Here is a 23,968-nt window from a genome sequence, read left to right as displayed (position 1 = left end):
ATGACATCACGTGAGCGGGTTTTGTCCGTTTTTGAACATGACCTGCCAGACAGGGTTCCCTGCTGGTGCGGCAGTTCCGTTGAGTTCTGGGAAAAGGCAAAGAAGGAACTAGGCCTCGATGACGAAGGCCTGAGACTCCGTTTCAAGGATGACTTCAGACGAGTCTTCGCTGAATACGCAGGTCCCGAGTTTGCTCTTGAGCATCCCAAGGCGATCTGCAGAACGCCATTCGGTATTGAGCGTGAAGGTTATGGTTACGGCCAGCCTCTCAGCCATCCGTTGGCTGATGCAACGCTGGAGGATGTGGAAGACTATACCTGGCCCGATCCTGCATGGATGGATGTCTCGAAGATCAAGCAGGCAGCTCAGGCCTATAACGGCCAGTTCGCTATACTCGGCGGCGAGTGGTCACCTTTCTGGCACGATGCTATCGATCTGGTCGGCATGGAAAATCTTTATATCAAGATGTACTCCGAGCCGGAGGTGGTGGACGCGATTCTCAAGCACATTGTCGACTATTATTTTGAGGTCAGCAAACGTACATTTGATGCTGCGTCCGACGCGATAGACATTTTCTTCATGGGTAACGACTTCGGCTCCCAGACCGGGCCGCTTATGAGTCCCGACATGTTTGACAGGTTCATGGCTCCTCATCTCGCCCGGCTGTGTGACCTTGGCCATTCCTACGGTCTCAAGACACAACTGCACTGCTGCGGAGGCGTATATGAGCTTATCCCCAGCATGATCGAGGCCGGTCTTGACGGTTACCACGCGGTTCAAACGTCATGCAGAGGCATGGACCTACACAAGCTCAAGTCCGAGTTCGGCGACAAGATCGTATTTAACGGAGCCATCGACTCGCATCACACGCTGATCGAGAAGGACACGCAGGGCGTCATAGAAGACACACGTAAAGTTCTTGATACAATGATGCCCGGCAGCGCATATATCGCAGGTGCAAGTCATGATACAATTCTTGAAGAAACACCCGTTGAAAATGTTCTTGCAATGTTCGATGCAGTCGTAGAATATGGCCGGTACTGATAACAGTCGAGGATTTTGTATTTATAAGCTGGGGGAGGTATGAAGGTTTTGAAGGATCGAAAAATATGCTCGCAAATACGGAAGTTCTGATATCAAGGGCGGATTATATTGTAATCGCTGTCTATTTCCTGTTTATCGTCGGTATAGGTCTCTGGGCCGGCAGAAAACGTAAGTACCACGTCGACAGTGATAGCTACTTCCGGGCAGGGGGGACACTGACATGGCCTATGATAGGCCTGGCCCTGTTTTCGACCAATATATCTACCATTCACATGGTTGGCTTTGCCGGCGAGGGCTATAGAACAGGTCTGGCCTATGGGAATTTCGAATGGATGGCGCCATTCCTGCTTATTGTTCTGGCTTTGTTCTTTGCGCCGTTCTATCTAAACTCGAAGATTGCGACATTGCCGGATTTCCTTGAAAGGCGATATTGCGGTACCTGCCGAAACTGGCTGGCCGGTCTGAGCATTGTTTCTGCGGTCTTCATACATATCGGATTTACGCTGTATACCGGCGCACTGGTGATCAAGACCCTATTCGGTATTCCCATTATGGCCAGCATTGTCGGGGTCGCTGTTTTGACCGGCATCTACACGGTGGTTGGCGGATTGTTGGCGGTGGTGGTGACCGGTGCTTTGCAGACTATTATCCTGCTGGCCGGCTCGATAATACTCACGATCATTGCATACGTTAAAATTGGCGGATGGGACGGACTGGTACAGTATGTAGATCCCGCCAAGCTTACCATCCTCCGTCCCGGGAACGGTCCGGCTAATCTGCCGTGGTATTCGGTCTTTCTGGGCTACCCGGTTATCGGCGTATGGTACTGGTGTGCTGACCAGACGATCGTCCAGCGTGTTCTCGGGGCCAAAGACAGCAACCACGCCCGCACCGGCCCGCTGTTCGCCGGTTTTCTGAAAGTATTGCCGGTATTCATTTTCTTCTTGCCTGGTACGATCTATCTGGCGCTGGCCAATCGCGGTGATGTCATGCCTTTGGATAAGCCGGACGAGTGTTTCTCCATGGCCATTCAGAACCTGCTTCCTGCCGGCGTGACCGGCCTGATGACAGCGGCATTACTTGCAGCGTTGATGAGTACGGTTTCAGGTGCCTTGAATTCCATTGCTACCCTGATCAGCTATGATCTTTATAAACAGTGGAAACCCAAAACTTCCGACAGACAACTGGTTCTGGTCGGCCAGATCTCGACAGTTGTATGCATGGTCGTTGCAATTGTCTGGTCCAAATATATCGGGCAATTTGAAAGTGTTTACAAGGGCTGTGTCGACTTGATATCCTACATTGCCCCTCCGATCACGACAGTCTTTTTATTCGGTGTATTCTGGAAACGTGCCTCCAACAGGGCCGCCATATGGACCATGGCTTCGGGCTTCATTTTCGGACTGATTGTCTTCATCATCGACTGGAACGACTATTTCGACTGGTCAATGCCGGGTTTGCTGGCAGGCTTCTATCTGTTCTGTATCTGTTCGGCAATTATGTTCTTTTTGTCAATTGTCTGGCCTCATGAGCATACGGAAAAAAGCATTAAGCTGGTATGGGAAAATCCAATGGCCGCCCTCAAAGACAAAGGCTGGCCCGGTTTGGGCAACTACAAGATACTGGCCGCGGCACTGTTTTTTGTGATGGTCTTTCTGTATGTGGTCTTTGCCAACCAGTCGACCTTGCGGTTCTTCGGCTTGTTAAATTAATCCTCAAAGCTAATCATGAGAGGTGTTCAAATGCGAAACTATATTCTGTGTTTGACCGTTTTTTCTTTGGCGGTTTTTGCTGGTTGTGCCCAAAAGGTCCAGCGATACGGCAGCGTCATAGGCGTCAAGGAAGATAAGCTGGATAAATACAAAGAGCTGCACGCCAACCCCTGGCCCGAAGTGAATTCCAAGCTCAAAGACGTCAACATTCAGAACTATTCGATCTACCTGACTCAGTTCCCCGACGGCAAATACTACCTGTTCAGCTATTTCGAATACACCGGCGATGACTTTGAAGCTGACATGGCCAAAATGGCCGCCGATCCGACAACACAGAAATGGTGGGAAGAAACCGACCCCTGCCAGCTCCCTCTAGCAAATCGTCCGGAAGGCACGTGGTGGAAAAACATGCAAGAGGTCTACCATCTGGACTGAGTTTGTGAACTAAAACTTGTCCCCTCTTGCATTTGCGGTAAGTTCTTGAGTTTCAAATTGTTGCGATGTTCTTTAAAACCCTGAGTCGCAAGCCTCCAGGGTCCTAATCCCTACTCCTGCTTTTGGCAAGAGTCGGTGGTGACTAAGGCGTCGGTGCTTTTTCCTGCCTTGCTAAATAGCAGACAATCCATGTCTACTGTGTGCCTCCCAATAATGTTCGATATGTGATTCTTTGACATTATTCGCTTGACTAAACTTGGTCGTTTGAGTAAATTTGGTCCATTGACTTAAATTTAGTAATAGGGCGAAGAACATGGGCGGATATTCAAACAGCGAGCAGACACGCGAAGCGCTTATAGACGCTGCAGGAGAATTGGCGGCGGAATTCGGCTTTGCGAATGTCTCAACCAGGGCGATCGCTGAAAAAGCAAATCAAAACATAGGCAGCATACACTACCACTTCGGCGGTAAGGACAAGCTGTTTGAGGAAGTGATGCGTTCGGCACTTCAGAGGTACCGCGATAATCCAATATCGAAGATACTGGACAATTTTGCAGGCCGGCTGGACGAGCCGAGTGTTCAGTCAGAAGCGATTCGCCAGATCGTGCACCGAAGCATAATCTGTGCGTTTGGCCTTAAAGAACGCTGGTGGAACGAACGTGTGCTCTATCAGGCAGTGCACTCCAAAAACCCGCTAAGGGACCTCCTGCGAAGGGAACTGATAGACCCTGACATAAAGGATATGATGCGGCTGCTGAAACATATCAAGCCTGATATTTCCGAAGAGGACGCACTGCTGCACATAAAAATACTCGAAGGGCCTGTAATTTTGCACGCTCAGCACTTCGAAGAAAGCCTTTCAGAGAGCCGCCGCAGCTATACCGAAGAGTACCTGAAAAAACTCGAAGATGTTCTGGTCAGGAGCTTCCAGCTTTACTGGGGATTACCTTTAGATAAATAGATTGAACGATTGGAGCAAGGATCATGAGTGACAAGAAAAAAGATACCGACAAAAAGCACAGCCTGGCAAAGGGTCTGGGCACTTTTGTCCTGTTTGCAGTTCTCATAGCGGTAGGATGGACGCTCAATGCTCTTATGCCCGGCGGCAAACCAGGCGGACCGCCGGCCGGTCCGGGCGCTCAAATGCCCGGCAAGGGCGGTCCCCCAGCCGTCAAGGTACAGACGGTTAGCGAAGAAATGATATATCCATCGAGCGAATACATAGGGCACGTCAAACCAGTGCAAACCGTTGATCTGCGCGCACAAGTTGACGGGTACATCGAGAAGGTCCATTTTGAAGAGGGATCCGTCGTCGAGCAGGGCCAACTGCTGTTCACCATACGTCAGGACCGCTACAAGGCCCGGATCGCTTCGCACGAGGCGATGCTCGCGCAGGCACAGGCCAATCTGGTCAGGGCCGAGAAATACCTCGCCCGCCTTCGTAATGCTGAAAAACGCAGCATCGTTCAGGCGGAATTCGACAAAGCCGAAAGTGATGTCATGCAGCTCAAGGCCCAGATCAAGCAGCATCAGGCCCAGATCCAGTTGGCCGAGATAGACCTGGATTACACCGAAATACACGCTCCCATTGACGGCAAGATCGGCCAGGCCTTCGCCACACAAGGCAACTACGTAAGTCCTGCAAGTGGTACGCTGGCCCAGATCGTTCAGCTCGATCCCATTCGCGTCGGCTTTTCGATGCCGGACCGTGACTATCTTACGCTGTTGGAAAAAATTCAACAAGATGACGCAAATGTTACCTCCAGAATTCAACTGCCGAACGGTTCAGACTATCCCGCTACCGGAGTATATGATTTTACCGACAATACAATGGACAGATCTACAGGCACTATTGCGGTTTTCTCTAAATTTAAGAACGATCGGAGCCTGCTGATCCCAAACAGCTATGTAAATGTCTCGCTTCAAACCGGCGACGGCAAAAAAATGCCCGTTATCAGCCAGCGGGCCCTTGTACAGGAATCACAGGGAACTTTTGTATATGTGCTCAAAGATGACAACACACTCGAAAAAAGACCGGTCAAGCTCGCTCAGGCCTTGAAGTCTGACCAGGCCATTTCAGAGGGACTTTCAGTAGGTGAAAAAGTAGTCGTCCGCGGCCTGCAGAAGGTTAAGCCAGGTACCAAAGTTACTTTGCTCGACAAACAGTCACAGGAGTACACCAGGAAATGAGATCACACATATTCATTAAAAGACCCAGGATGGCAGGGGTCATCTCCATCCTGCTGGTTATCGCGGGAACCCTTGCGTTGCTCGCATTGCCGGTGGAGAGGTTCCCTGAAGTAGCACCGCCTCAGGTGCATGTTAATGCCAGCTATCCCGGTGCAAGTTCGGTAGTGCTGTCCGACACCATTGCCGCTCCGCTTGAGGAGCAGATCAACGGTGTGGAAGACATGATATATATGTCCTCGACATGCAATAACTCCGGCAATTATTCGCTGACCGTCACTTTCGAAGTCGGTACCGATCTGGACATGGCCATGGTCAAGGTGCAGAATCGTATCCAGCGGGCAACCCCAAGGCTCCCCCAGGAAGTGCGTGATCAGGGCATAACCGTTAACACCCGTTTTTCCAGTACTTTGGGCGTTTTCGCCATAAGCTCACCTGACGGTTCGCGCGACACTGTCGAGATGGGTAATTACGCCAACGCCGTCGTCAGGAATGCCCTGCTGCGTGTGCCGGGCATCGGTGACGCCCGGGTTTACGGCCCCGATTACAGTATGCGCGTCTGGATGGACAGCGAACGGCTCGACGCCCTCAACATCAGCACAGAAGAGGTTATATCTGCTATTCGCAGCCAAAACGTGCAGGCTTCTATCGGCTCTATAGGCTCCGCACCCGGCAATGAGAATTTCGTGATGACCTATTCGCTCCAGGCGACAGGCCGCCTCAATTCGCCCCAGCAGTTTGATGACATCATCGTGCGATCCAACGATCAGGGCGGACTTGTTCGTCTTGGGGAAGTGGCTCGCATCGAACTGGGGAGGAACACGTACGGTTCGAATGCGAAATTCAACGGCATGCCCACTGTTGCTATTATCCTTACGCAGAAACCAGAGACTAATGCTGTGGAGACCATGCAGGCGGTCAGAGGCGAGCTGGATCGTCTCAGCAAAGATTTCCCCGAGGGCATGAGCTACAGTATGATCTACGATGCAACCGAGTACATTACGGTCAGTATCCAGGAGATCGTCAAAACTCTGATGATAACATTCGTTCTCGTTGCTATCGTTTGCTATCTGTTCCTTCAGGACTGGCGTGCTACCCTCATCCCCGTGCTCACTATTCCGGTCTCTCTGATCGGAACATTCGGTGTTTTGCTGGCGCTGGGATTGTCCATCAACATCCTGACCCTTTTTGCACTCGTTCTGGCGATCGGGCTCGTTGTCGATGATGCTATCGTTGTCGTCGAACGTGTGATCTACTTGATGGAAGAAGAGGACCTCGACCACAGGGCCGCCGCATTCAAGGCAATGAAGCAGGTTACTCCGGCAATTTTAGCGACAACCCTTGTGCTGCTGGCTATTTTCATACCGGTGGGATTTGTCGCCGGCATCACGGGTATGATCTACAAGCAGTTTGCGATCACGCTTTGTGTAGCTGTGCTGCTCTCCACGCTCAACGCGCTGACGCTCAGTCCGGCGCTTTGCGCAGCGATGCTGCGCATACCAAAAGAAAAAAAGCATGGTCCTCTGCGATGGTTCAACGGCTTGCTCGGGTTTTCAAGAAACGGCTATCTTTGGCTGTCCGGCGTGCTCTCACGCAATTTTTCACTGACAGTTGTCACCGTTCTCATAGTTTGCGCTTTCATCGGTGTTCTGTACATTACTTCGCAGTCCGGCTTTTTGCCCGAAGAAGATCAGGGTGTGCTCTTCGGTGACATCCTGCTGCCCGAAGGTACTAACCTGGCCAGAACAGGTGAGTTGATGGACCGGCTTGAAGACGTCGTGGCGCAAACCGAAGGGGTCCAGTCATGCATCCTGATCGAAGGATCAGGTATGATGAGCGGCAGTGGTGAAAACGTTGGTATGCTCATCGCTGATCTGGAACCATGGGATAAACGGGACAGGCCCGACCTCAATGTTCGAGCCATAATCGGCAAAATTCAAGGCCGGCTGAAGCAGTTCCCGGGGGCGAAGATCAATCTTTTTGCTCCCCCTGCGATCATGGGACTTGGCATGGCCAATGGTCTGGACCTGCGTCTGCAGTCGCTTGATGAGAATGACCCGCAGGAGCTTGCTGACATTCTCAACGATTTCGTAATGAACATCAATATGATGCCCGAAACCGCCATGGCTTTCAGCTCATACACCGCCAACACGCCGCATCTGTTCCTGGATGTCGATCGCACCAAGGCTCAGTCCATGAATGTCCCGGTAAGTCGCATATTTGCGGCACTGCAGAACCGGCTGGGTTCACGTTATGTCAACGATGTCAATATCGGCACTCGTGTAAACCAGGTGATCATCCAGTCCGACTGGGAGCATCGAAAGGACAAAGAGGATATCGAGGAGCTGCACGTCAAGAACGCGGCAGGTGAGCTGGTGCCGATAAAGAGCCTTGTAAACATCGACACAGTCCTCAAGGCACGCAGTCTGACCAGGTACAACCTTTTTCCCAATGCAGATATCACTGTCATGCTTAACCCGGGTATCAGTTCCAGTGCTGCCATGACAGCGATCGAGAAGCTTTCCATGGACACACTGCCCCAGGGCTACACTTACGCATGGTCGGGCATGAGTTACCAGGAAAAACAGATTTCCAATCAGATGGTGATCCTCGTCGCGATGGCGTTTGTCTTCGGTTATCTCTTCCTTGTAGCAAAATACGAAAGCTGGACGATCCCCATGGCAGTGATCATTTCCATCAGCGTCGCGATAGCAGGTGCACTTGCCGGCCTGAAAATAGCCGGTTTGCCCCTTACCATCTATGCACAGCTTGGACTTGTACTGCTTGTCGGACTGGCAGCGAAGAATGCCATTCTCATCGTCGAGTTCTGCAAGACTCAGCGGGAATCGGGCCATTCCATCCTGCACGCTGCCGCCGAAGGCGCAAGGGAACGTTTCCGTGCGGTACTCATGACGGCTTTCACATTCATTCTCGGCGTTTTCCCCATGGTGATCGCAACCGGTGCAGAGTCAGGCAGCCGACGTGCGATAGGTACGACTGTTTTCGCGGGTATGCTGGCCGCAATCTTCTTCGGCATTGTACTGGTTCCTGCGCTTTATGTGCTTTTCCAGACGATGCGTGAGAAGGTTGGGTCCCAAACAGCACTTTATACCGAATCGGATTCATCTGTAAGAGAGGCAGCAAATGAATAAATTATCGTTACTGGCAACTATAATTCTCGTTCTCGTCGCGGGCTGCTCACCTGTGGGCCCCGATTACGAAAAACCCGCTCTGACGGATCCAGACTTTGGCGACGTACTGGCTGCACGGACCCCGGCGGCCGAAAAGGCGAACCCCGTCACCGCCGAGGACATCGCAGCCTGGTGGGACTCCTTCGACGATCAAACACTGAACGATCTGATAACCGAGGCCCTCATACAAAGCCCCAGCATGAAGCAGGCGTACGCCCGCATAGTCGAGGCCAGGGCGCGTCTCGGAATCGCAGAAGCTGGCCTGGCTCCACGCATCGATCTGGGCGGCAGCTACACCAGAAGCCAGGCAAGCGAGAACATAGCCGGCCCCGGTCAGGCCAGCCGGGCCCGCGACATTTACCAGACTGGCTTCGATGCTGCATGGGAGCTGGATGTCTTCGGCGGCGTCAGAAGGGCGGTGCAGGCATCTCAAGCATCCCTCCAGTCCGAACATGAAAATCTCAAAGCGATCTGGGTCTCCCTCGCTGGCGATGTATCCTCGACTTACATAGAACTGCGCACCCTCCAGCAGCGTTTGAGAGTGGCACGAGAAAACCTTGCGATCCAGGAAGAAACCCTTGAACTCGTAGAATCACTTTACGAGTCCGGCCTGAGCGATGAACTCGCTGTTCAGCAGGCCCGCTACAATCTCGAAACGACCAGTTCCACCATCCCAACTCTGCAGAGCAATATAGAAGAAGTTGCAAATGCGCTGTGCGTACTCACCGGACAAATGCCGGGCCGGCTCAACCAAAAACTCAAAGAAGCTGATCAGATACCATCCCCTGCGATCAAAAACGTGACTGCAATACCCGCCAATACGTTGCGAAACCGCCCGGACGTAAAAAGGGCCGAAAGGGATCTTGCAGCGCAAACCGCCCGTATCGGCGTAGCAACTTCGGAACTTTATCCGCGATTCACGCTCGGCGGTTCGATCGGCCTCGAGTCTCTGAAGTCTTCCACCCTGTTCCAATCAGACAGCAGCGCTTACGGTTTCGGCCCATCTTTCTCGATGCCCATCTTCGAAGCAGGGGCGATTAGAAACAACATAAAGGCGCAGACCGCGATCCAGGAACAGGTAATGGCAAGTTATGAGAACACGGTCCTAAGTGCCGCCAAAGAGGTCAGGGACGCCCTGATAGCATTAGCAAATGAACAACGCCGCTACGACAGGCTCGCCTCCGCCGTCGAATCAGCAAGCCAGGCCGTCCAGATCGCCGAGGACCAGTACAAGAACGGCCTGAGCGATTTCAACAACGTTCTGCTGGCTCAGCAATCACTGCTCTCGCTCCAGGAAAACCTCGTCATAAGCCAGGGAACCAAGAGTAACAATCTGGTTAGGCTTTATAAGGCCCTGGGCGGCGGTTTACAGCCGTTGGATGGATACGAAGAAGGGCTTTTCAGCGAGCAGAAAGCACCCGCCAAAGATGATGGAAATAGCTGACATGAACAAGGCCCGGTGACGTGGCTGCTTAATTTACGCGTACCTTTACGTCAAGATAACGCGTGCCCCATTTTTTCGCGGTGTAGTGCGTATTGTAGAATACGTCAAGCCGATTGCCTTTGATCAGCCTGCCGCGATCCTTGACCTTGATGGATTTGCCGCCGTTATACCCCGGTATCTTCATCTCGGTTCCGAAACCGAACATTTTATCCGATGCAACAAACCTGTCACCCCAGTTGATCTTATGACCGTTCGCGGTAATGCCGTTAGCATGTTTGCCGCAGCATTTCGCACAAGGGCAGTATGCCGTCACGCGCATACGAACCGTCACCCATTCGCTTTGCTTATCCGAAATCGCGGACGAAGATCTCGGCGCAGCTTCCTCTTTCAGCGTATCTTGTGTAACGCTGCCGAGTTCGTCAAATATGGTCGGCACGGCCGACTCTTCTATTTGCGAAAGGCCAGTCGGCAGTCCCGGTTCGACCGTGTTGCTGAGCATCACGATCTCACTGTCTCCCGGGCTCGCCTGAGCACCGAAGACCGAAAACACAAGCACAGCTACCAGGCCCAACAGACCCGCTGCTGTCACCGAGTAAATATTCAAGCGCCCACCCCAAATGTTCTGCAAAACATCGCTCACTGCCAATCCTTCCAATTAAACTTACATACAGCTCGGACTCTACACAAGCCCTGCTGTTAGTGATCGATTGGGAGAATTGCATCCTGCGGAAGATCCCACCCCCGTTCCATGGGACTGTCAATCATTAGTTCACCAGTCTATCCGTTCGCCAATTCGCAGTCAAGATTAATGGCCCTGCTCTGAAACCCTACCCGCAGGACCCTATAATAAATGGCGTAAAAACCCCTAAACGGCACATCCATTCCGTACAGACCATTTAATCCATACAGACGATATGGCCTGCCCCGTTGCAGGACCGCATTTTTTTCTGTTGCTTTTGCATGTATCCGGAAGATATGGACCCGATTATCTTGCTCGCAAATAGATCTTACGCTATAATGCCCCAATCTGATAAATTGTATGGTGAAAGGGCTGTCATGACAAAATCGGGCATCACAGTTGCCGTATTCCTGGTTCTTTGCGCAACTGCGTTTCCAGCAACATTTTACGTTTCACCCCAGGGCAGCGATTCCAATTCGGGCCTGAACCCGACCCCCGGCAGCAGTGACGGCCCGCTCGCTGCATTTGCCGCAGCTCAGCAGAAGATCCGCAATCATAAAACACAGGGCGTGCTGGAAGAACCTGTTACCGTCATTTTCGCACCCGGCACATACCGCCTGACTGAACCGATCATTCTTACCCATGCCGATTCCGGTACCGAAACCCAGGCTGTTAACTACAAAGCCGCCCAGCCCGGCCGAACCATTTTCGATTTCGGCAGGCCGGTCCAGCTCGAAAAAACAAACAACGGCATGTACCAGGCAGATATGGAGCCAGATGAAAGTCCTTTCGAACAGCTCTACATCACTGATCGACGCGCAACGCGGGCTAGAACCCCGAATGATTCATATTTCAAGATCCAAGTGATCGAACAGCAAGTGACAGAAAAGGGCACCGGCCGGGTCCCCGAAAAGGCGATCCAGACGATCACCATCCCAGCCGAAGCTATGAACGAGCTGACCGATCTTTCGCCAGGCCAGCTCAAAAACGTCAATTTCGTTGCTCTGCACAAATGGGACAACACCCGCAAATTCATCGACTCCATTGATCCCGAAAACAATACTCTAACCATCTCGGGCCAGGGGATGAAACCCTGGAATCCCCTTCGCAAGGGCACACGTTTCTATTTCGAAAATTATCCCGCCGCACTCGACTCACCCGGCGAATGGTTCCTCTCTGAAACCGGCAAACTTTCATACAAACCAACGCCCGATCAGCAAGGCGAAATCATCACCGCATCGGTGCCTGCTGTGGAAAAATTTCTCATCTTCAAAGGCGAGCCGCACAACCCGGTCCAGCACATAAATATCGAGGGCATAAAATTTCTGCACGCCGGCTACACTCTCCCGCCCTCAGGTTTCGAACCCAACCAGGCTGCGTCCATCATCGAAGCTGTCGTAATGGCCGACCACGCCCGCAGCATCACGATCGAAAACTGTACCATCGCCCATACCGGCACCTACGGCGTATGGTTCCGCAGGGGCTGTAAGAACTGCACCGTCCGGCATTGCCGCATATACGACCTCGGCGCAGGCGGCGTCCGCATCGGCGAAACAGCCATCCGCCAGAACGATCAGGACAAAACCAGCCATTGCACATTCGACAACAACATCATCCACTCAGGCGGCCATATCTTCCCCTGTGCCGTCGGCGCATGGATCGGCCACAGCCCCGACAACAAAATCACCCACAACGAGATCGCGGGCTTCTACTACACCGGCGTCTCTGTAGGCTGGCGATGGGGCTACGCACACTCCCCCGCAAAACGCAACACCATCGAATACAACCACATCCACCACATCGGCCAGGGCGTCCTCTCGGATATGGGCGGCGTCTACACTCTCGGTCCGTCTGAGGGCACATCCGTCAGCCACAACCACATCCACGACGTCTACGCCTACTCATATGGCGGCTGGGGTCTCTACACCGACGAAGGCTCCACCGGCATCACGATGGTAAACAACCTCGTCCACAACGTCAAAACCGGCGGCTTCCACCAGCATTACGGCAAAAACAACGTCATCAAAAACAACATCATAGCGTTCTCGAAACTCTACCAGCTCCAGGCCACCCGCGTCGAAAACCACCATTCGTTCGACTTCGTCAATAATATCGTTTACTACGACGAAGGCGTTCTGCTTCAGGGCCCGTGGGATCGGATCGATGTGACCCTGGACAGGAACTGCTACTACCGCGCAGGCGACAAACCTGTCGAGCTTCTTGGAAAGACCCTCTCGGAATGGCAGAAACAGACAGGCCACGACAAAAACTCGATCGTTGCCGATCCGCTGTTCGCAGACATCGAAAACTTCGACTTCCATCTCAAAGAAAACTCGCCGGCACTCGAGATCGGCTTCAAACCTTTCGATTACACAAAGGCAGGCGTCTACGGCGATCCCGAGTGGATCGAACTCGCAAAAACCGTCACACCCTCCCGGCAGGGCGGCACAGAACAGAACTGATCTTTAGCAGGAGGAAACAATGAGCATCAAACGTATATCGCTGCTTACTTTGATCGCGGCTTCAACCGTTTGTATCGCAGGTGCGAAACTCGCCCCCGGTCAAAAGAACTACGGCAATGCGACCGTCAAGCGTTTCATCCAGTCAGACGAACCCTTCGTCTTCACATGCGACATCGATGGCTTCCCGCCGGTCGTGGGCAAGAACATACCTGTACGCATCGCCGAACTCGCTCCGCCCGCGATCGTTGCAGAATCCGAAAAGCCCAATCTCTTTTACAACAAACAGCTTGCGGATTTCATCACCGAAAAATTATCAGCCGCCAAAAAGATCGAGCTGAAAGGCATTCGCCGAGGCACAACCTCATTCCAACTCGTCGCGGATGTCTACATCGACGGCCAGAGCCTCGCATGGACGCTCATAAAGAAGGGCCTCGCCCGCCACTACGTCCCGCCTGTGAAGAATACCCCGGCCGCTACTGGCAAAAAAGAGATCGCCAACACCACCGGTCCCCAAAAACAAGACGATACAGCCTCCCCAACGGCTCAGCCGAACGCACCTTTCATCGCCTCCAAAAGCAGCAAGATATTCCACAAACCCACCTGCCGATCTGCCAAGAGAATAACCGATGAAAACCGCGTGAGTTTCAACGCCCGTGAACAGGCCGTCAAATCAGGCCGACGTCCCTGCAGAAGCTGCTCACCCTAGAACTGTTGAATGATGCTGTTCAGCTTATACTAAATTTCCCATTCGGGCGATTTCTTGATCAGCCGATGCTGCATGAACATGCCGATTATCGTCGGCACCAGCAGTATCGCCGGCAGGAACCAGCTAACATTATGTACATAATGATAAACCAGTTTTTCCTCATGTCCCGTCGTTACCTCGTAGCCATTCAGCAGTGCAAGCAGCCCCATCACAAGTATCGCACTACCCCCAAGGCTCGTAAACAGCATCACCGCGGCCTTGAACACGATAAACGAGATCATGCCCCCGCCCACAAGTCCAACCAGCGCACCCGCCCAAAGATACATTTCCGGCAGGTCGAACGCATACCAAAGCGCCCCCGTCAGCACTGCCCCAGCCAGCGCACCCAGTATCGAAATTGCATACTTCATCAACGGCAGCGACAAAGCCCCCAAAGCGGCCACGCCGATAACCCCGCCCCACATCTCACTGCCTAATTCGCGCCCGATCATGATACCGGCATACAGCCCGATCATCGCAAACGCGATCACCGCCAGCGCCTTGAATATCCGCCAGCCGTACAGCAGATAAACCGACCCGAACGCTATCGCCATGATCGCCGTAAGCCAGTTCATTCCCGCCACCTGTGCCCACAGCTCGTCTATCGGCACGATCTGAACCTCGTTCACCATCGCCCCGTCCGCCGTCGCTAGTATTTCCAGACCACCCATTATTCGTCTCCGTTATTGCTCTTAACCTTCTTATCAGCCTTCCTGCCTCTGAACAAAGCATACTGCACAGCCGTCCCAAAAACAAGCATCCCTCCCGCCGCCAGCCTGTAAAGGCCCGGCCGCTCCGCGATCCGCTCGACAGGCGCGGCACCTTTGTTTATCAGAACCAGGATCATCCCTGCAAATATCAGCCCCGTCCCGAGGCTCGCACAAGTCACCGAACTGAGTATCTGCGACCGCAAAAACAATGCGATGATCGCCGTCACAACACCCGCCGTGATCGCCTTGCCCTCCAGCCCGACTGCATACTCCTTCAGCGTTGCTCCGTAATACTGAACACGGCCCCGCACACCAGCCATCACGCTCTCATGACTAAAGCTGCCGTCCTCGGCCCTGAATTCTTCAACACTGAACATGATATTGAATGCGGGCATACCCTTATCTGAAACCGTTACCATCACCAGCGATCCTAGTATCAAGCTCCCCATGATTCCGAGCAGTATCCTGTTAGCCAGCAAGCCGACCAACGCTCCAACTGGCATCGCCAGCACCGCGGGCCCATGCAACCCATACCCGCTCACTATGATACCCATCCCTCCTGTTACCAGTCCGACCAAAGCCGCGATCAAACGGCTCCACCGCAACCCGCCAAGCCAGAAGAACAGCCCGAACACTACGCACCCGATCCCTCCGATCACCGGTATCATGGAGGCTGCTTCTTGAGCGACCTGCTGTATATTCTGAGCTGTTTCGGGCATTGAACTCCACCAATAAAAGCTGATAACATCTTTCCACCCCTTTTTATCGGCCCATTACCACCAAAAACCTGAAAAATGCCCGGATTTGCCTCAGATGTTCGCTATGACAGCGCGAAATAACCAAGCCAAACAAAAAAGGAAGGATTGACCAAAAGGCCAAGAGAAATGAAATGCGGATGAGAGGATTCGAACCTCCACGGGCTAATGCCCACAGGCACCTGAAGCCTGCGCGTCTGCCAGTTCCGCCACATCCGCGGCAGGGGACTAATACTACAGTTTTCCCCGTTTCAGTCAAGACCTTTTTGAGTCTTTTTCAAACGGCTTTCGCCCATTTATTTTCACGACAGGCCCGACCATGCTAAGCAGCGGCCGGGTCACTACCACCATCATCTCACGGGTCGAACTTTCTCTCTCATTCCGTACCGCCATACTCGCAAAGTAGGGCACTGCGAAAAGTGCCGCCGATACCAGGAAAAACACATGATAATGCCCCATATCCGTCACACCCAGCCTGATATCAACCCCATCCAGCGAACTGATGAACACCCCAGCCGCCAACGGCGCCAGCCCCATAAAGAAATTGCCGATCACGTTAATTACATTGATCTGATTCTGCTTCTCCTGTGGAATGTTGTGCATCAAAAGCCGTATCATCGCGATACCCGCGCCGCTGTTGAACACGCTCCAACCCAGAAACAAAGCAAGCACGAAAATATGGCTCTGCGGCCCGACAAGCACCCAAAGCCCCGTAACAACAGGCAGGCCCAGATGGCACAGCCCCAGCAGCGAACGATTCCCGAATCTGTCGGCCAGCTTGCCCCACGCCCACAGCGACACCACTGCACCCGCGCTGATCATCGCCGTAGCCGCAATAATGAACCCGTCGCCGTAATCCAGATTTTTCAAATACTTGATCTTGAACGGCGTCGCCATCGTCGCGGCTATCCAGTAGCTAGTCACAAACCCCGTCAGACCGAGCAGCTTGCGGTTTGAGAATATCTCACCGAACCTCTCGCGCAGCTTCGGCGTAACCGCATCCTTCCCCTTAGGCGGATTCTCCGTCGTCGGTATCATGCTGATAATCCGTACCGTGTACGCCAATATCGCCACCACGAACACCACCTCGAACTTCCACCATGCCGCATCTTTACCCAGAAACCAGCTTATCGCCAGAAGCGTGATCAGATTCGCCGTCTGCCACGTCATCCGCAGGCTCGCAAAAAATCGACCCGTGATCCGCCTGGGCACGATATCCTGCAGAAAAGGAAACCAGCCCGTATTCCCCATCGAAGCGGTCGCAACCCTCGCAAACACCGTCACCAGCAGTATCCCCAGCGTAACTTCCTTCGCCCACTTTTCCGCCACGAACGGTATTATCAAAAACGGCACACAGCAGACTATAGCGATTCCCTGCCAGAGTATGATGACGTGCTTCTTGCCGTACTTCTCCACCGCTGACATGGTAAAGACCCGAAAAACCAGCGTACTGATCATCATCATGCTCAGCAGACCCAGCACGACCTCCCCCGCTCCCAGCTTGATCGCCACCAGCGAAAGCGTATTCGTCCCCACACATGTAAACCCTATCACCTGGCTCAGTGCGTATATCTTCGCGCAAGACATGCTGCGGCGCCTCTGCTGAGCCGTGATGCGGTTACCCCGTCTGTTATTCTTCTCGCCCATCGTCTTTTTTAAGGTAAAGCGTCTGCGTCGGGAACGCAAACTCGATCCCCGCCTGCTCGAAACGCTTCATTATTTCAAAATTCACTCTCTCATTCACTTCACGGAACACCCACCGATCCGCCGGAACCACCCAGTATACAATGTAAATGTTCAATGAACAGCTTGCAAACTCACTAAAATACACCCTCGACGGATTTTCCGTGTCCGTGTTCACCTCCGGCGTCTCCGCCAGCACTTTCTTGATAATATCCACCGCCTCGGCCGTCTTCATGCTTCCCGAATTGTACGTGATCGTGATCTCGAACTCCCGCCTGATGTGGGGCCGATTGCCAATATTGATCACAACCGAGTTCGTCACGATACTGTTCGGCAGCGTCACCAGGTGCCCGTCCAGCGTCCGTATCCGCGTACTCCTGAACCCGACATCCTCTATAAAACCCATATTCCCTTCGATCTCGACCAGCTCGTTAAGCTGAAATGGCCGATCCGCGAATATCGTTATCGAACCGAAAAAGTTCGCTACCGTGTCCTTCGCCGCCATCGCGATCGCAATACCGCCGATGCCCGCCCCCACCAGCAGCGACTTGATGTGATCCGTTCCGACCGTGTTCTCAGCCACATACAACGCGGCAATTATCGCGATCGTCACCCTCAGCGACTTCCGCAAAAGCGGCACCAGCATATCATCCAGTTCCGTCTTGGTCCGCCGCACGAGTCGATTGAGGTAATACTCCGCAACATCCACCAGCGAATAAAGCGCATAAGCAACCGCAACTGCACCCACAACCTGGGCCGTTTTCGTCCATCCTGCCTCTATAGCCGGCTTGATTCCGTTCTCCTCATTGAAATACAGGAAAACCTTGCAAACATTGAGCCCGATCGCGAATATCCCCACATACGCCGGCTTTACGATAGCCTGCAGAACCAGCGACAAAAACCGCCGCTCTTCCATGTCTTTGTGGTGCTTGACATGCAGATTCGCAAAATACTGAAACAGCATCGCGACCACAAAAGTGCCGATAATACCAAGCAGCACCAGCATAAACCGCCATACACCGTTGCCCCGAACCAGCTCGTAATCGAGGATGTTCCACCACGAATCAACCTGACCGACAATAAAGTCCATACGCAAATGCTCCCGAGAAATCCATAAAACCCCCGTATTGTACCATCACCACCACAGCCTTCCACCGTAAACACGTATTTTAACCCTTCAGCATGGCTCAATTAATCGGCCGACACGCGCAAACCTCCATGCGCATTGACTTTACCCCGCCATATCCGTATATTGAATTAACCGCCGGCCCCCAGTTTGTCGATATAGCTATAAGCGACCTTGATACTTACTGCTCTGCCGGTGTTTGCTGCTCGTAAGAAGATCGGATCAGTCATGTTTGCAACGCTGCAGGCGCCCACGGTCTTACATGCGATGAATTAAGAAATAAAACAAACAAAACCGCATCTCTGGCATTAAACAGAATTGCGGTTTGACCGTTTTTTTGCATTTATTGTTATAAACGATAACATTTTATATCTTGCTGGAAGTCCGAAAGTCTTCCAACGAAACCATTATATCTAAGCGAAAGGTCTTATAAATGTTGTTTTTGATGTTCATAAGGGCGATTTTCGTCGTCGTCGTGATCGCACTCCTCCTCCTCAGCCTCAAGGCCAGCAGTGAAGACGGCATGAGTATCGGCATGCTATCCTGGCGGGTCGGCTACACGCTCGCGGTAACCTTCTTCGTCATCGCTGTGGAGTGGCTCACCCCGAAAAAGGCCCTCAAGTCCGTCGCCGCGGCATTCTTCGGGCTCCTCATCGGCGTACTCATCAGTTGGGCAATGTCCCCCGTACTCCTCATGCTAAACGATCTCTATTTCCAGATGAGCGAAGAACCACTCAAAATGTCCCAGTGGCTCATGGGTGCATGTATATGCTATCTCTCGATGAGCCTGGTCGTCCGCACCAAGGATGACAAGCGTTTCATCGTCCCCTACGTCGAATTCTCCCGCCAGACCAAGGGCCTCCGCCCGCTCGTACTGGACACGTCCGTCATTATCGACGGCCGAATTGCGGACATCTCCGAAACAAAGCTCTTCGACGCTCCCCTGATCGTACCCCGATTCGTACTCAACGAGCTCCAGCTCATCGCAGACTCAGGCGACAAAATGAAGCGAACCCGGGGCCGACGCGGACTCGACATGCTCAACAAGCTCCAGTCCAGCACTATCGTCGAAGTCGACATCGACGACACACCCCCGCCCGGCATGGACATCAACTCGCCCGTCGACCAGAAACTCGTCGCCTTCACCAAAAACTGCGACGGCCGACTCGTCACCAACGACTTCAACCTCAACAAGGTCGCCCAGCTCCGCGGCGTCGACGTCATCAACATAAATGACCTCGCGAACGCGATGAAGACCGTGACCCTGCCTGGCGAGATGATGACCGTCAAGATCATTAAGCCCGGCGACTCACCCCAGCAGGGCGTCGGCTACCTCGACGACGGCACAATGGTAGTAGTCGAAAACGCGCGTGACAAGATCAATCAGACCATCGAAATATCCGTCACAAGCTCACTGCAGACATCGGCAGGGCGGATGATATTCGGCAAGTTCGAAAAGATGGCCGCAAACAAACCAAGATCCAACGGCCGTCCTGAAAAGAAAAAATACGACCAGAAACAAAACTGATCACCCGCCATTAGTCTCGTTAACCCAGGGCCCTGTTGTCGCATCAGCAGGGCCTTTTTCTTTACCCCTCACCAGCTCACCCAACGGCTCTATATAGTAATACAGCATCGCGGCCATTTCCCTCGCCATGTAAAACGGCATATCCCGCAACCCATGAGTATGCCGCGCAGGTACCGTATAAACATCAAAGCCTGCCCGCTGAAAACTCATCTTTATACGCGGCAGATGATAAAAGTGACTCACCGCCATGATCTCGTCATAACCGTACGCCTGGCTCATCTTAACTGTGTTCGCAACCGTCATCCGCGTATTCAGCCCGTTTCTGTCCAGCAGGATATGATCTTCCTTGACACCAAGCTGCACCGCCAGTCGTTTCATCGCCTCGGTCTCGTGAACATCGCCGTCACCCGGCCCGCCCGAGAAGATCAGCACATCACACAAGTTCGCCTTGTACAGTTTACATGCCGTGACCACGCGATCCGAAAGTGCCTGCGAACAGCTCCCGTCCGCATAGGCCCTCGCGCCGAACACAACCGCGGCATCCGCATGCCTTCGGTAGTCCGTACTGCCGAAACAGACCATTTGCCCAACCGTAAACAATGCCGAACACACCAGAACTGTCACAACTGTCCCCAAAATGCACCACGCGTTTTGCGTGTCGGCATTTTTATTGTGCAGCCCCAGAAGAACCACCGCCATCCCGATCGCGACAAAAGAAGAAAACGGAATATAACAACCCGCCTCGATTCGCTTGTTGATCACAAGGTAATAGAACTGCCATATGTTTGCGATTACCACTAAAAGCATCACAAAGCACAAGAACACGGTTATTCGCCGCCTTGTACCCGACATCCGAGGCAATATCGCATATGCTAAAAGCAGAACCGAAAACACAGCGAGCACCGGCACGGAAACAGCGTTCGGCATCGGCCGAAAATCGATCCACCACCGGTTCGCGTCAAAGCCCTCTATCAGATATTCCGCAGCCACGTTCAGCAGGGTGAAAATACCCAGAAAACCCGCCGCGCCTCTGCTGACGACCTCGGTTATATTGTTGAACCTCTCCCTATCCCACACAGCGGCCCCCATATCAAAATGATCACATCAATGACCCATGCTCAGACTAAAATTCACAATCTATCTATCTCCTGCACCAGTGAATCCAGAAGCTGATCTTCCGGCACGGTGCACAATTTCTTGCCGTGACTGTACAAAAATCCCTTCCCCTTGGCCGCACAGACCGCGACATCCGCATCCGCCGCTTCACCGGGCCCGTTAACTATACAGCCCATAACCGCAACCTTGGCCTTCTTGTCCGTATTCTCAAGCGCCCCGCGCACCTTCCTCGCCAGCGCCACAACGTCGATCTGGCACCTCCCGCATGTTGGACACACGATCAGCTCCGGCCCACGCTTTTCCGCAAGCCCCAGCGATGCGAGTATCTCTCTGCCCAGCCGAATCTCCTCTAGCGGGTCTCCCGCTACACTTACCCTGATGGTATCGCCTATGCCTTCTGCAAGCAAGGTCCCTATCGCAACCGAGGACGACACCGTCGCGTCCTCCACCAGCCCCGCATGCGTGAGCCCCAGATGTATCGGATACTCGAATTTTTCCGCCATAAGCCTGTTGATCTCGATCGTCCGCACAGTATCCGCGCTTTTCGCACTCAGCACGATATTTTCAAACCCCGCCTCCTCGAAAACCCGCACATATCCGCTCATCTCCTCCAGCATCAGACCGACTCTTCCACCCTCAGCCACATCACCCGCACGCAGATCGCGGATGCTCGCTTCGTTCACCCCGACCCGGATCGCCGTTCCGTGAGCCTTCGCAGCCTCGATTATCTCCAGTATATCGGCCCTTTCCTTCAGATTGCCCGGATTAAGCCTTATCTTCGCCGCCCCTGCCTCTATAGCCTCGATCGCCCGCGCACGCGAAAAATGTATGTCTGCCACCAGCGGCATATCACATTGGTTTACTATCTTCGCAAACGCAGCAGTGTCGGCCTTAGTAGGAACCGCTAGCCTCACCAGACCGCACCCAGCCTCGCGCAGTTCCGCTATCTGACCAAGGCATGCCGCAACGTCAGTGGTCGCAACCTTAGTCATCGACTGCAGTACTATCGGATTACTTCCCCCGAGTTTGATGCTACCAACATTTGCTGTTTTTGAATTTCTTCTTTTTATCATAACCCGATTATAGCTTGTCTTTACCATCCCGGCAAACTAAAATGAATAAGCACCTTGATAAGCCGTCATCTTGGACTCATAGTTTGGTTTGTTGGCAATCTTAGATTGTATTTATCACACTGGGGGCACATCAATGATTTGGCTGCTGCCGCTTATTATTTTGCTGGCCTATTCGATCATCGGGTGGACCATCTACTTCATACAGCCGTCCCTGCTCTATCAGCCAAAGCGGACAGTTCTTTACGATCCCTCCGATATCGGGCTTGCATTCGAGAATGTTACCCTTAATTCGACCGCCGGCTGCAAGCTCTCTGCATGGTTTGTCCCCGCCGTAAATGCCCGGCTTACCGTCCTGCTCTGTCACGCCAACGCAGGCAACATTTCCCATCGCCTCGACACCGTAAAGATATTTCACGACCTTGGCATCAACTGCATGCTGTTCGACTACCAGGGTTACGGCCTCAGTCAGGGCTCTCCGACCGAGCAGGGCACCTATGATGACGCTCGCTCAGCCTGGAACTGGCTCACCCGCATAAAAGGAATACCCGAAAACTCGATCATTTTGTTCGGCCGTTCGCTCGGCGGCTGTATCGCGGCTCAACTCGCTTCCAGTGTCCATCCCGCCGGCCTGGTCGTCGAAAGCGCCTTCACATCCTACATAGAAATCGGAAAGCACTACTACCCCTTCATGCCCGTAAAACTTTTTGCCGAATATCGCTATCCTACAGCCGATTACATACGTCGAATAGATTGCCCGCTTCTCATAATGCACAGCAAGGCCGACAAAGTCGTCCCTTACGAAATGGGCCTCAAACTCCACGACATCGCCCACGAACCTAAAGAGTTCGCCCGGATCTACGGCAGCCACAACGAAGGCTTCCTCCATTCCGGCAGCAGATATATCGATATCTGGGATAACTGGATCCGCCGTATTGCAACGTCAACCCCCGATGTACGTCCTGAACAGCTAAGATTCATCTCGTAATATCCGCCCCCAGCAATGCATAAAATCCAACTCTGCCCACCGACATATCTTTCCGCTCTTCCCCTCAGGCAAGTCTGCCGATGACCTAATCCATCCTCCTGACCAGCCCAAGCACCCTCGCCTCTATCCTGCAGTCATCCGTATATATTGGCTCATAGGCCGCATTCGCAGGCTCCAGCCTGATCCTGTTCTTCTCTCTATAAAATCGCTTCAGCGTAGCACTGTCCCCCTCAACAATAGCGATCACTAACTGCCCGTTCTCCGCCGTCGAGCTTGTCTTGCAGATCACCAGATCCCCGTCGAATATACCGTCCTCGATCATACTGTCACCCTGCACCTCCAGCGCGAAAACATCGTCCCGCTGACCGAACATCGACCCCAGCGACATCCGTTCGACGTTTTCTATCGCTTCGATCGGCGCCCCCGCAGCCACAAGGCCCACCAGCGGCACACCGGCCTCCTCATCCGTTCCTCTGCTTTGTTTTTCCGAGTAAACGCCCGCCTTTTTAAGCAGCGTTCTGGCCTTTTTTGTCAAGCTCAAAGAGCGTGCCTTGCCGTCTGCGCTCGCAATTAAACCTTTTTCGCGAGCTGCGGCGATATGCTCGTATGCGGTCGTACGACTTACGCCCATGCTCTTCGACACCTCTGCGATCGTCGGCAAATAGCATTGGCTGTTTTCGAATTCCCATATCAGCTTGAGCACTTCCATCTGCCTCGGCGTCACGCCTTGCGTTTCGTTTCTCTTCTTCACGTGCGATCCTTAATTCCGCTATTCTCTCCAGTGCCTTCGTTTCAGCTCTTACCTCGGCTTCCATCTCCGACAGCATCTCCGGGTTGAGCACTCCGCCGATTATTTCCGCCAGTGCAGAAAGAATACCGCCCAGCGAAGTCCGATCACTGCTTCGTCCGGCTTCCCTGCGCTCCGGCCACTCCGAGACGTAATCACCGCCAGGCCCAAAGCTGCATAAAGGAACATCCCTTTTCGGATCAAACCTGTTAGTGTACATTTCTAAACCTCAAATCCTTGAACATCAAATTCGCTCCGTCTAACGACCCGTTTCCATGCCACCTCGGGCCGCAGGCCATTGATAAT

General features: G+C 53.0%; 19 protein-coding genes and 1 tRNA gene. 11 read left to right on the top strand and 9 right to left on the bottom strand.

The window, feature by feature from the left end; translation table 11 throughout:
- The 7 genes from STSP2_RS15605 (at window position 1) to STSP2_RS15575 (ending at window position 10,013) form a co-directional block, all read left to right on the top strand.
- Window positions 1-1,044 (top strand): uroporphyrinogen decarboxylase family protein, encoded by a 1,044-nt coding sequence (locus STSP2_RS15605; protein WP_146663657.1) that lies wholly within the window; start codon window positions 1-3, stop codon window positions 1,042-1,044.
- A gap of 65 nt (window positions 1,045-1,109) precedes the next feature.
- Complete coding sequence (locus STSP2_RS15600) at window positions 1,110-2,756, top strand: sodium:solute symporter family transporter (protein ID WP_257787998.1); 1,647 nt, start codon at window positions 1,110-1,112, stop codon at window positions 2,754-2,756.
- A gap of 30 nt (window positions 2,757-2,786) precedes the next feature.
- Window positions 2,787-3,191, top strand: a complete 405-nt coding sequence (locus tag STSP2_RS15595) for an L-rhamnose mutarotase (RefSeq protein WP_146663656.1) — start codon at window positions 2,787-2,789, stop codon at window positions 3,189-3,191.
- A 313-nt stretch (window positions 3,192-3,504) separates the two neighbouring features.
- The gene (locus tag STSP2_RS15590; RefSeq protein WP_146663655.1) at window positions 3,505-4,152 is read left to right on the top strand and encodes a TetR/AcrR family transcriptional regulator; all 648 of its coding nucleotides are present in this window, start codon (window positions 3,505-3,507) and stop codon (window positions 4,150-4,152) included.
- 23 nt (window positions 4,153-4,175) lie between these two features.
- On the top strand, window positions 4,176-5,381 hold the full coding sequence (locus STSP2_RS15585; RefSeq protein ID WP_146663654.1) for an efflux RND transporter periplasmic adaptor subunit: 1,206 nt from the start codon (window positions 4,176-4,178) through the stop codon (window positions 5,379-5,381).
- Window positions 5,378-8,530 (top strand): efflux RND transporter permease subunit, encoded by a 3,153-nt coding sequence (locus tag STSP2_RS15580; RefSeq protein WP_146663653.1) that lies wholly within the window; start codon window positions 5,378-5,380, stop codon window positions 8,528-8,530. Before STSP2_RS15585 ends, STSP2_RS15580 begins: the two co-directional genes overlap by 4 nt.
- Window positions 8,523-10,013: an efflux transporter outer membrane subunit gene (locus STSP2_RS15575; protein WP_146663652.1), complete on the top strand. Its 1,491-nt coding sequence runs from the start codon at window positions 8,523-8,525 to the stop codon at window positions 10,011-10,013. Before STSP2_RS15580 ends, STSP2_RS15575 begins: the two co-directional genes overlap by 8 nt.
- A 28-nt stretch (window positions 10,014-10,041) precedes the next feature.
- Here STSP2_RS15575 and STSP2_RS15570 read toward each other — a convergent pair whose 3' ends face one another.
- Window positions 10,042-10,617 carry a 3D domain-containing protein gene (locus STSP2_RS15570; RefSeq protein WP_146663651.1) on the bottom strand — a complete coding sequence of 192 codons (576 nt, stop codon included), beginning with the start codon at window positions 10,615-10,617 and terminating at the stop codon, window positions 10,042-10,044.
- Window positions 10,618-11,069: 452 nt separating this feature from the next.
- Here STSP2_RS15570 and STSP2_RS15565 point away from each other — a divergent pair, with 452 nt between their 5' ends.
- Together STSP2_RS15565 and STSP2_RS15560 are read left to right on the top strand one after the other, a co-directional pair.
- Window positions 11,070-13,154, top strand: a complete 2,085-nt coding sequence (locus tag STSP2_RS15565; protein WP_169853277.1) for a right-handed parallel beta-helix repeat-containing protein — start codon at window positions 11,070-11,072, stop codon at window positions 13,152-13,154.
- A gap of 19 nt (window positions 13,155-13,173) precedes the next feature.
- The gene (locus tag STSP2_RS15560; RefSeq protein WP_146663649.1) at window positions 13,174-13,860 is read left to right on the top strand and encodes an Ada metal-binding domain-containing protein; all 687 of its coding nucleotides are present in this window, start codon (window positions 13,174-13,176) and stop codon (window positions 13,858-13,860) included.
- Between the two features lie 29 nt (window positions 13,861-13,889).
- On the opposite strand, the gene STSP2_RS15555 is transcribed toward STSP2_RS15560, so the two are convergent.
- From STSP2_RS15555 to STSP2_RS15535, 5 genes are all read right to left on the bottom strand, one after another.
- Complete coding sequence (locus STSP2_RS15555) at window positions 13,890-14,570, bottom strand: ABC-2 transporter permease (RefSeq protein WP_146663648.1); 681 nt, start codon at window positions 14,568-14,570, stop codon at window positions 13,890-13,892.
- Window positions 14,570-15,328 (bottom strand): hypothetical protein, encoded by a 759-nt coding sequence (locus STSP2_RS15550; protein ID WP_146663647.1) that lies wholly within the window; start codon window positions 15,326-15,328, stop codon window positions 14,570-14,572. The genes STSP2_RS15555 and STSP2_RS15550 overlap by 1 nt, the downstream gene beginning before the upstream one ends.
- 171 nt (window positions 15,329-15,499) lie before the next feature.
- A tRNA-Leu gene (locus tag STSP2_RS15545) sits at window positions 15,500-15,583 on the bottom strand.
- Between the two features lie 36 nt (window positions 15,584-15,619).
- Window positions 15,620-17,011, bottom strand: a complete 1,392-nt coding sequence (locus tag STSP2_RS15540; RefSeq protein WP_146663646.1) for an MFS transporter — start codon at window positions 17,009-17,011, stop codon at window positions 15,620-15,622.
- Window positions 16,995-18,137, bottom strand: coding sequence for a mechanosensitive ion channel family protein (locus STSP2_RS15535; protein ID WP_146663645.1), 1,143 nt, complete (start codon window positions 18,135-18,137; stop codon window positions 16,995-16,997). Before STSP2_RS15535 ends, STSP2_RS15540 begins: the two co-directional genes overlap by 17 nt.
- A gap of 469 nt (window positions 18,138-18,606) precedes the next feature.
- Between STSP2_RS15535 and STSP2_RS15530 the strand changes: the two genes are divergently transcribed.
- Window positions 18,607-19,701 carry a PIN/TRAM domain-containing protein gene (locus tag STSP2_RS15530; RefSeq protein ID WP_169853276.1) on the top strand — a complete coding sequence of 365 codons (1,095 nt, stop codon included), beginning with the start codon at window positions 18,607-18,609 and terminating at the stop codon, window positions 19,699-19,701.
- Here STSP2_RS15530 and STSP2_RS15525 read toward each other — a convergent pair whose 3' ends face one another.
- A complete protein-coding gene (locus STSP2_RS15525) occupies window positions 19,702-20,778 on the bottom strand; it encodes a YdcF family protein (RefSeq protein ID WP_169853275.1) in 1,077 nt (358 codons plus the stop codon). It lies immediately after the preceding gene.
- A 53-nt stretch (window positions 20,779-20,831) separates the two neighbouring features.
- Window positions 20,832-21,917 carry a flavodoxin-dependent (E)-4-hydroxy-3-methylbut-2-enyl-diphosphate synthase gene (gene ispG, locus STSP2_RS15520; RefSeq protein WP_146663643.1) on the bottom strand — a complete coding sequence of 362 codons (1,086 nt, stop codon included), beginning with the start codon at window positions 21,915-21,917 and terminating at the stop codon, window positions 20,832-20,834.
- A gap of 106 nt (window positions 21,918-22,023) precedes the next feature.
- Here ispG and STSP2_RS15515 point away from each other — a divergent pair, with 106 nt between their 5' ends.
- A complete protein-coding gene (locus STSP2_RS15515; protein ID WP_146663642.1) occupies window positions 22,024-22,875 on the top strand; it encodes an alpha/beta hydrolase in 852 nt (283 codons plus the stop codon).
- An 85-nt stretch (window positions 22,876-22,960) separates the two neighbouring features.
- On the opposite strand, the gene lexA is transcribed toward STSP2_RS15515, so the two are convergent.
- The gene (gene lexA / locus STSP2_RS15510; protein ID WP_236782765.1) at window positions 22,961-23,584 is read right to left on the bottom strand and encodes a transcriptional repressor LexA; all 624 of its coding nucleotides are present in this window, start codon (window positions 23,582-23,584) and stop codon (window positions 22,961-22,963) included.
- Window positions 23,585-23,968: the final 384 nt, after the last annotated feature.

Source organism: Anaerohalosphaera lusitana (assembly GCF_002007645.1).
GTDB classification, from domain to species: Bacteria; Planctomycetota; Phycisphaerae; order Sedimentisphaerales; family Anaerohalosphaeraceae; genus Anaerohalosphaera; species Anaerohalosphaera lusitana.
Note: the sequence above shows the minus strand (reverse complement) of the source record. Positions and strands in the feature narration are given on the sequence as shown.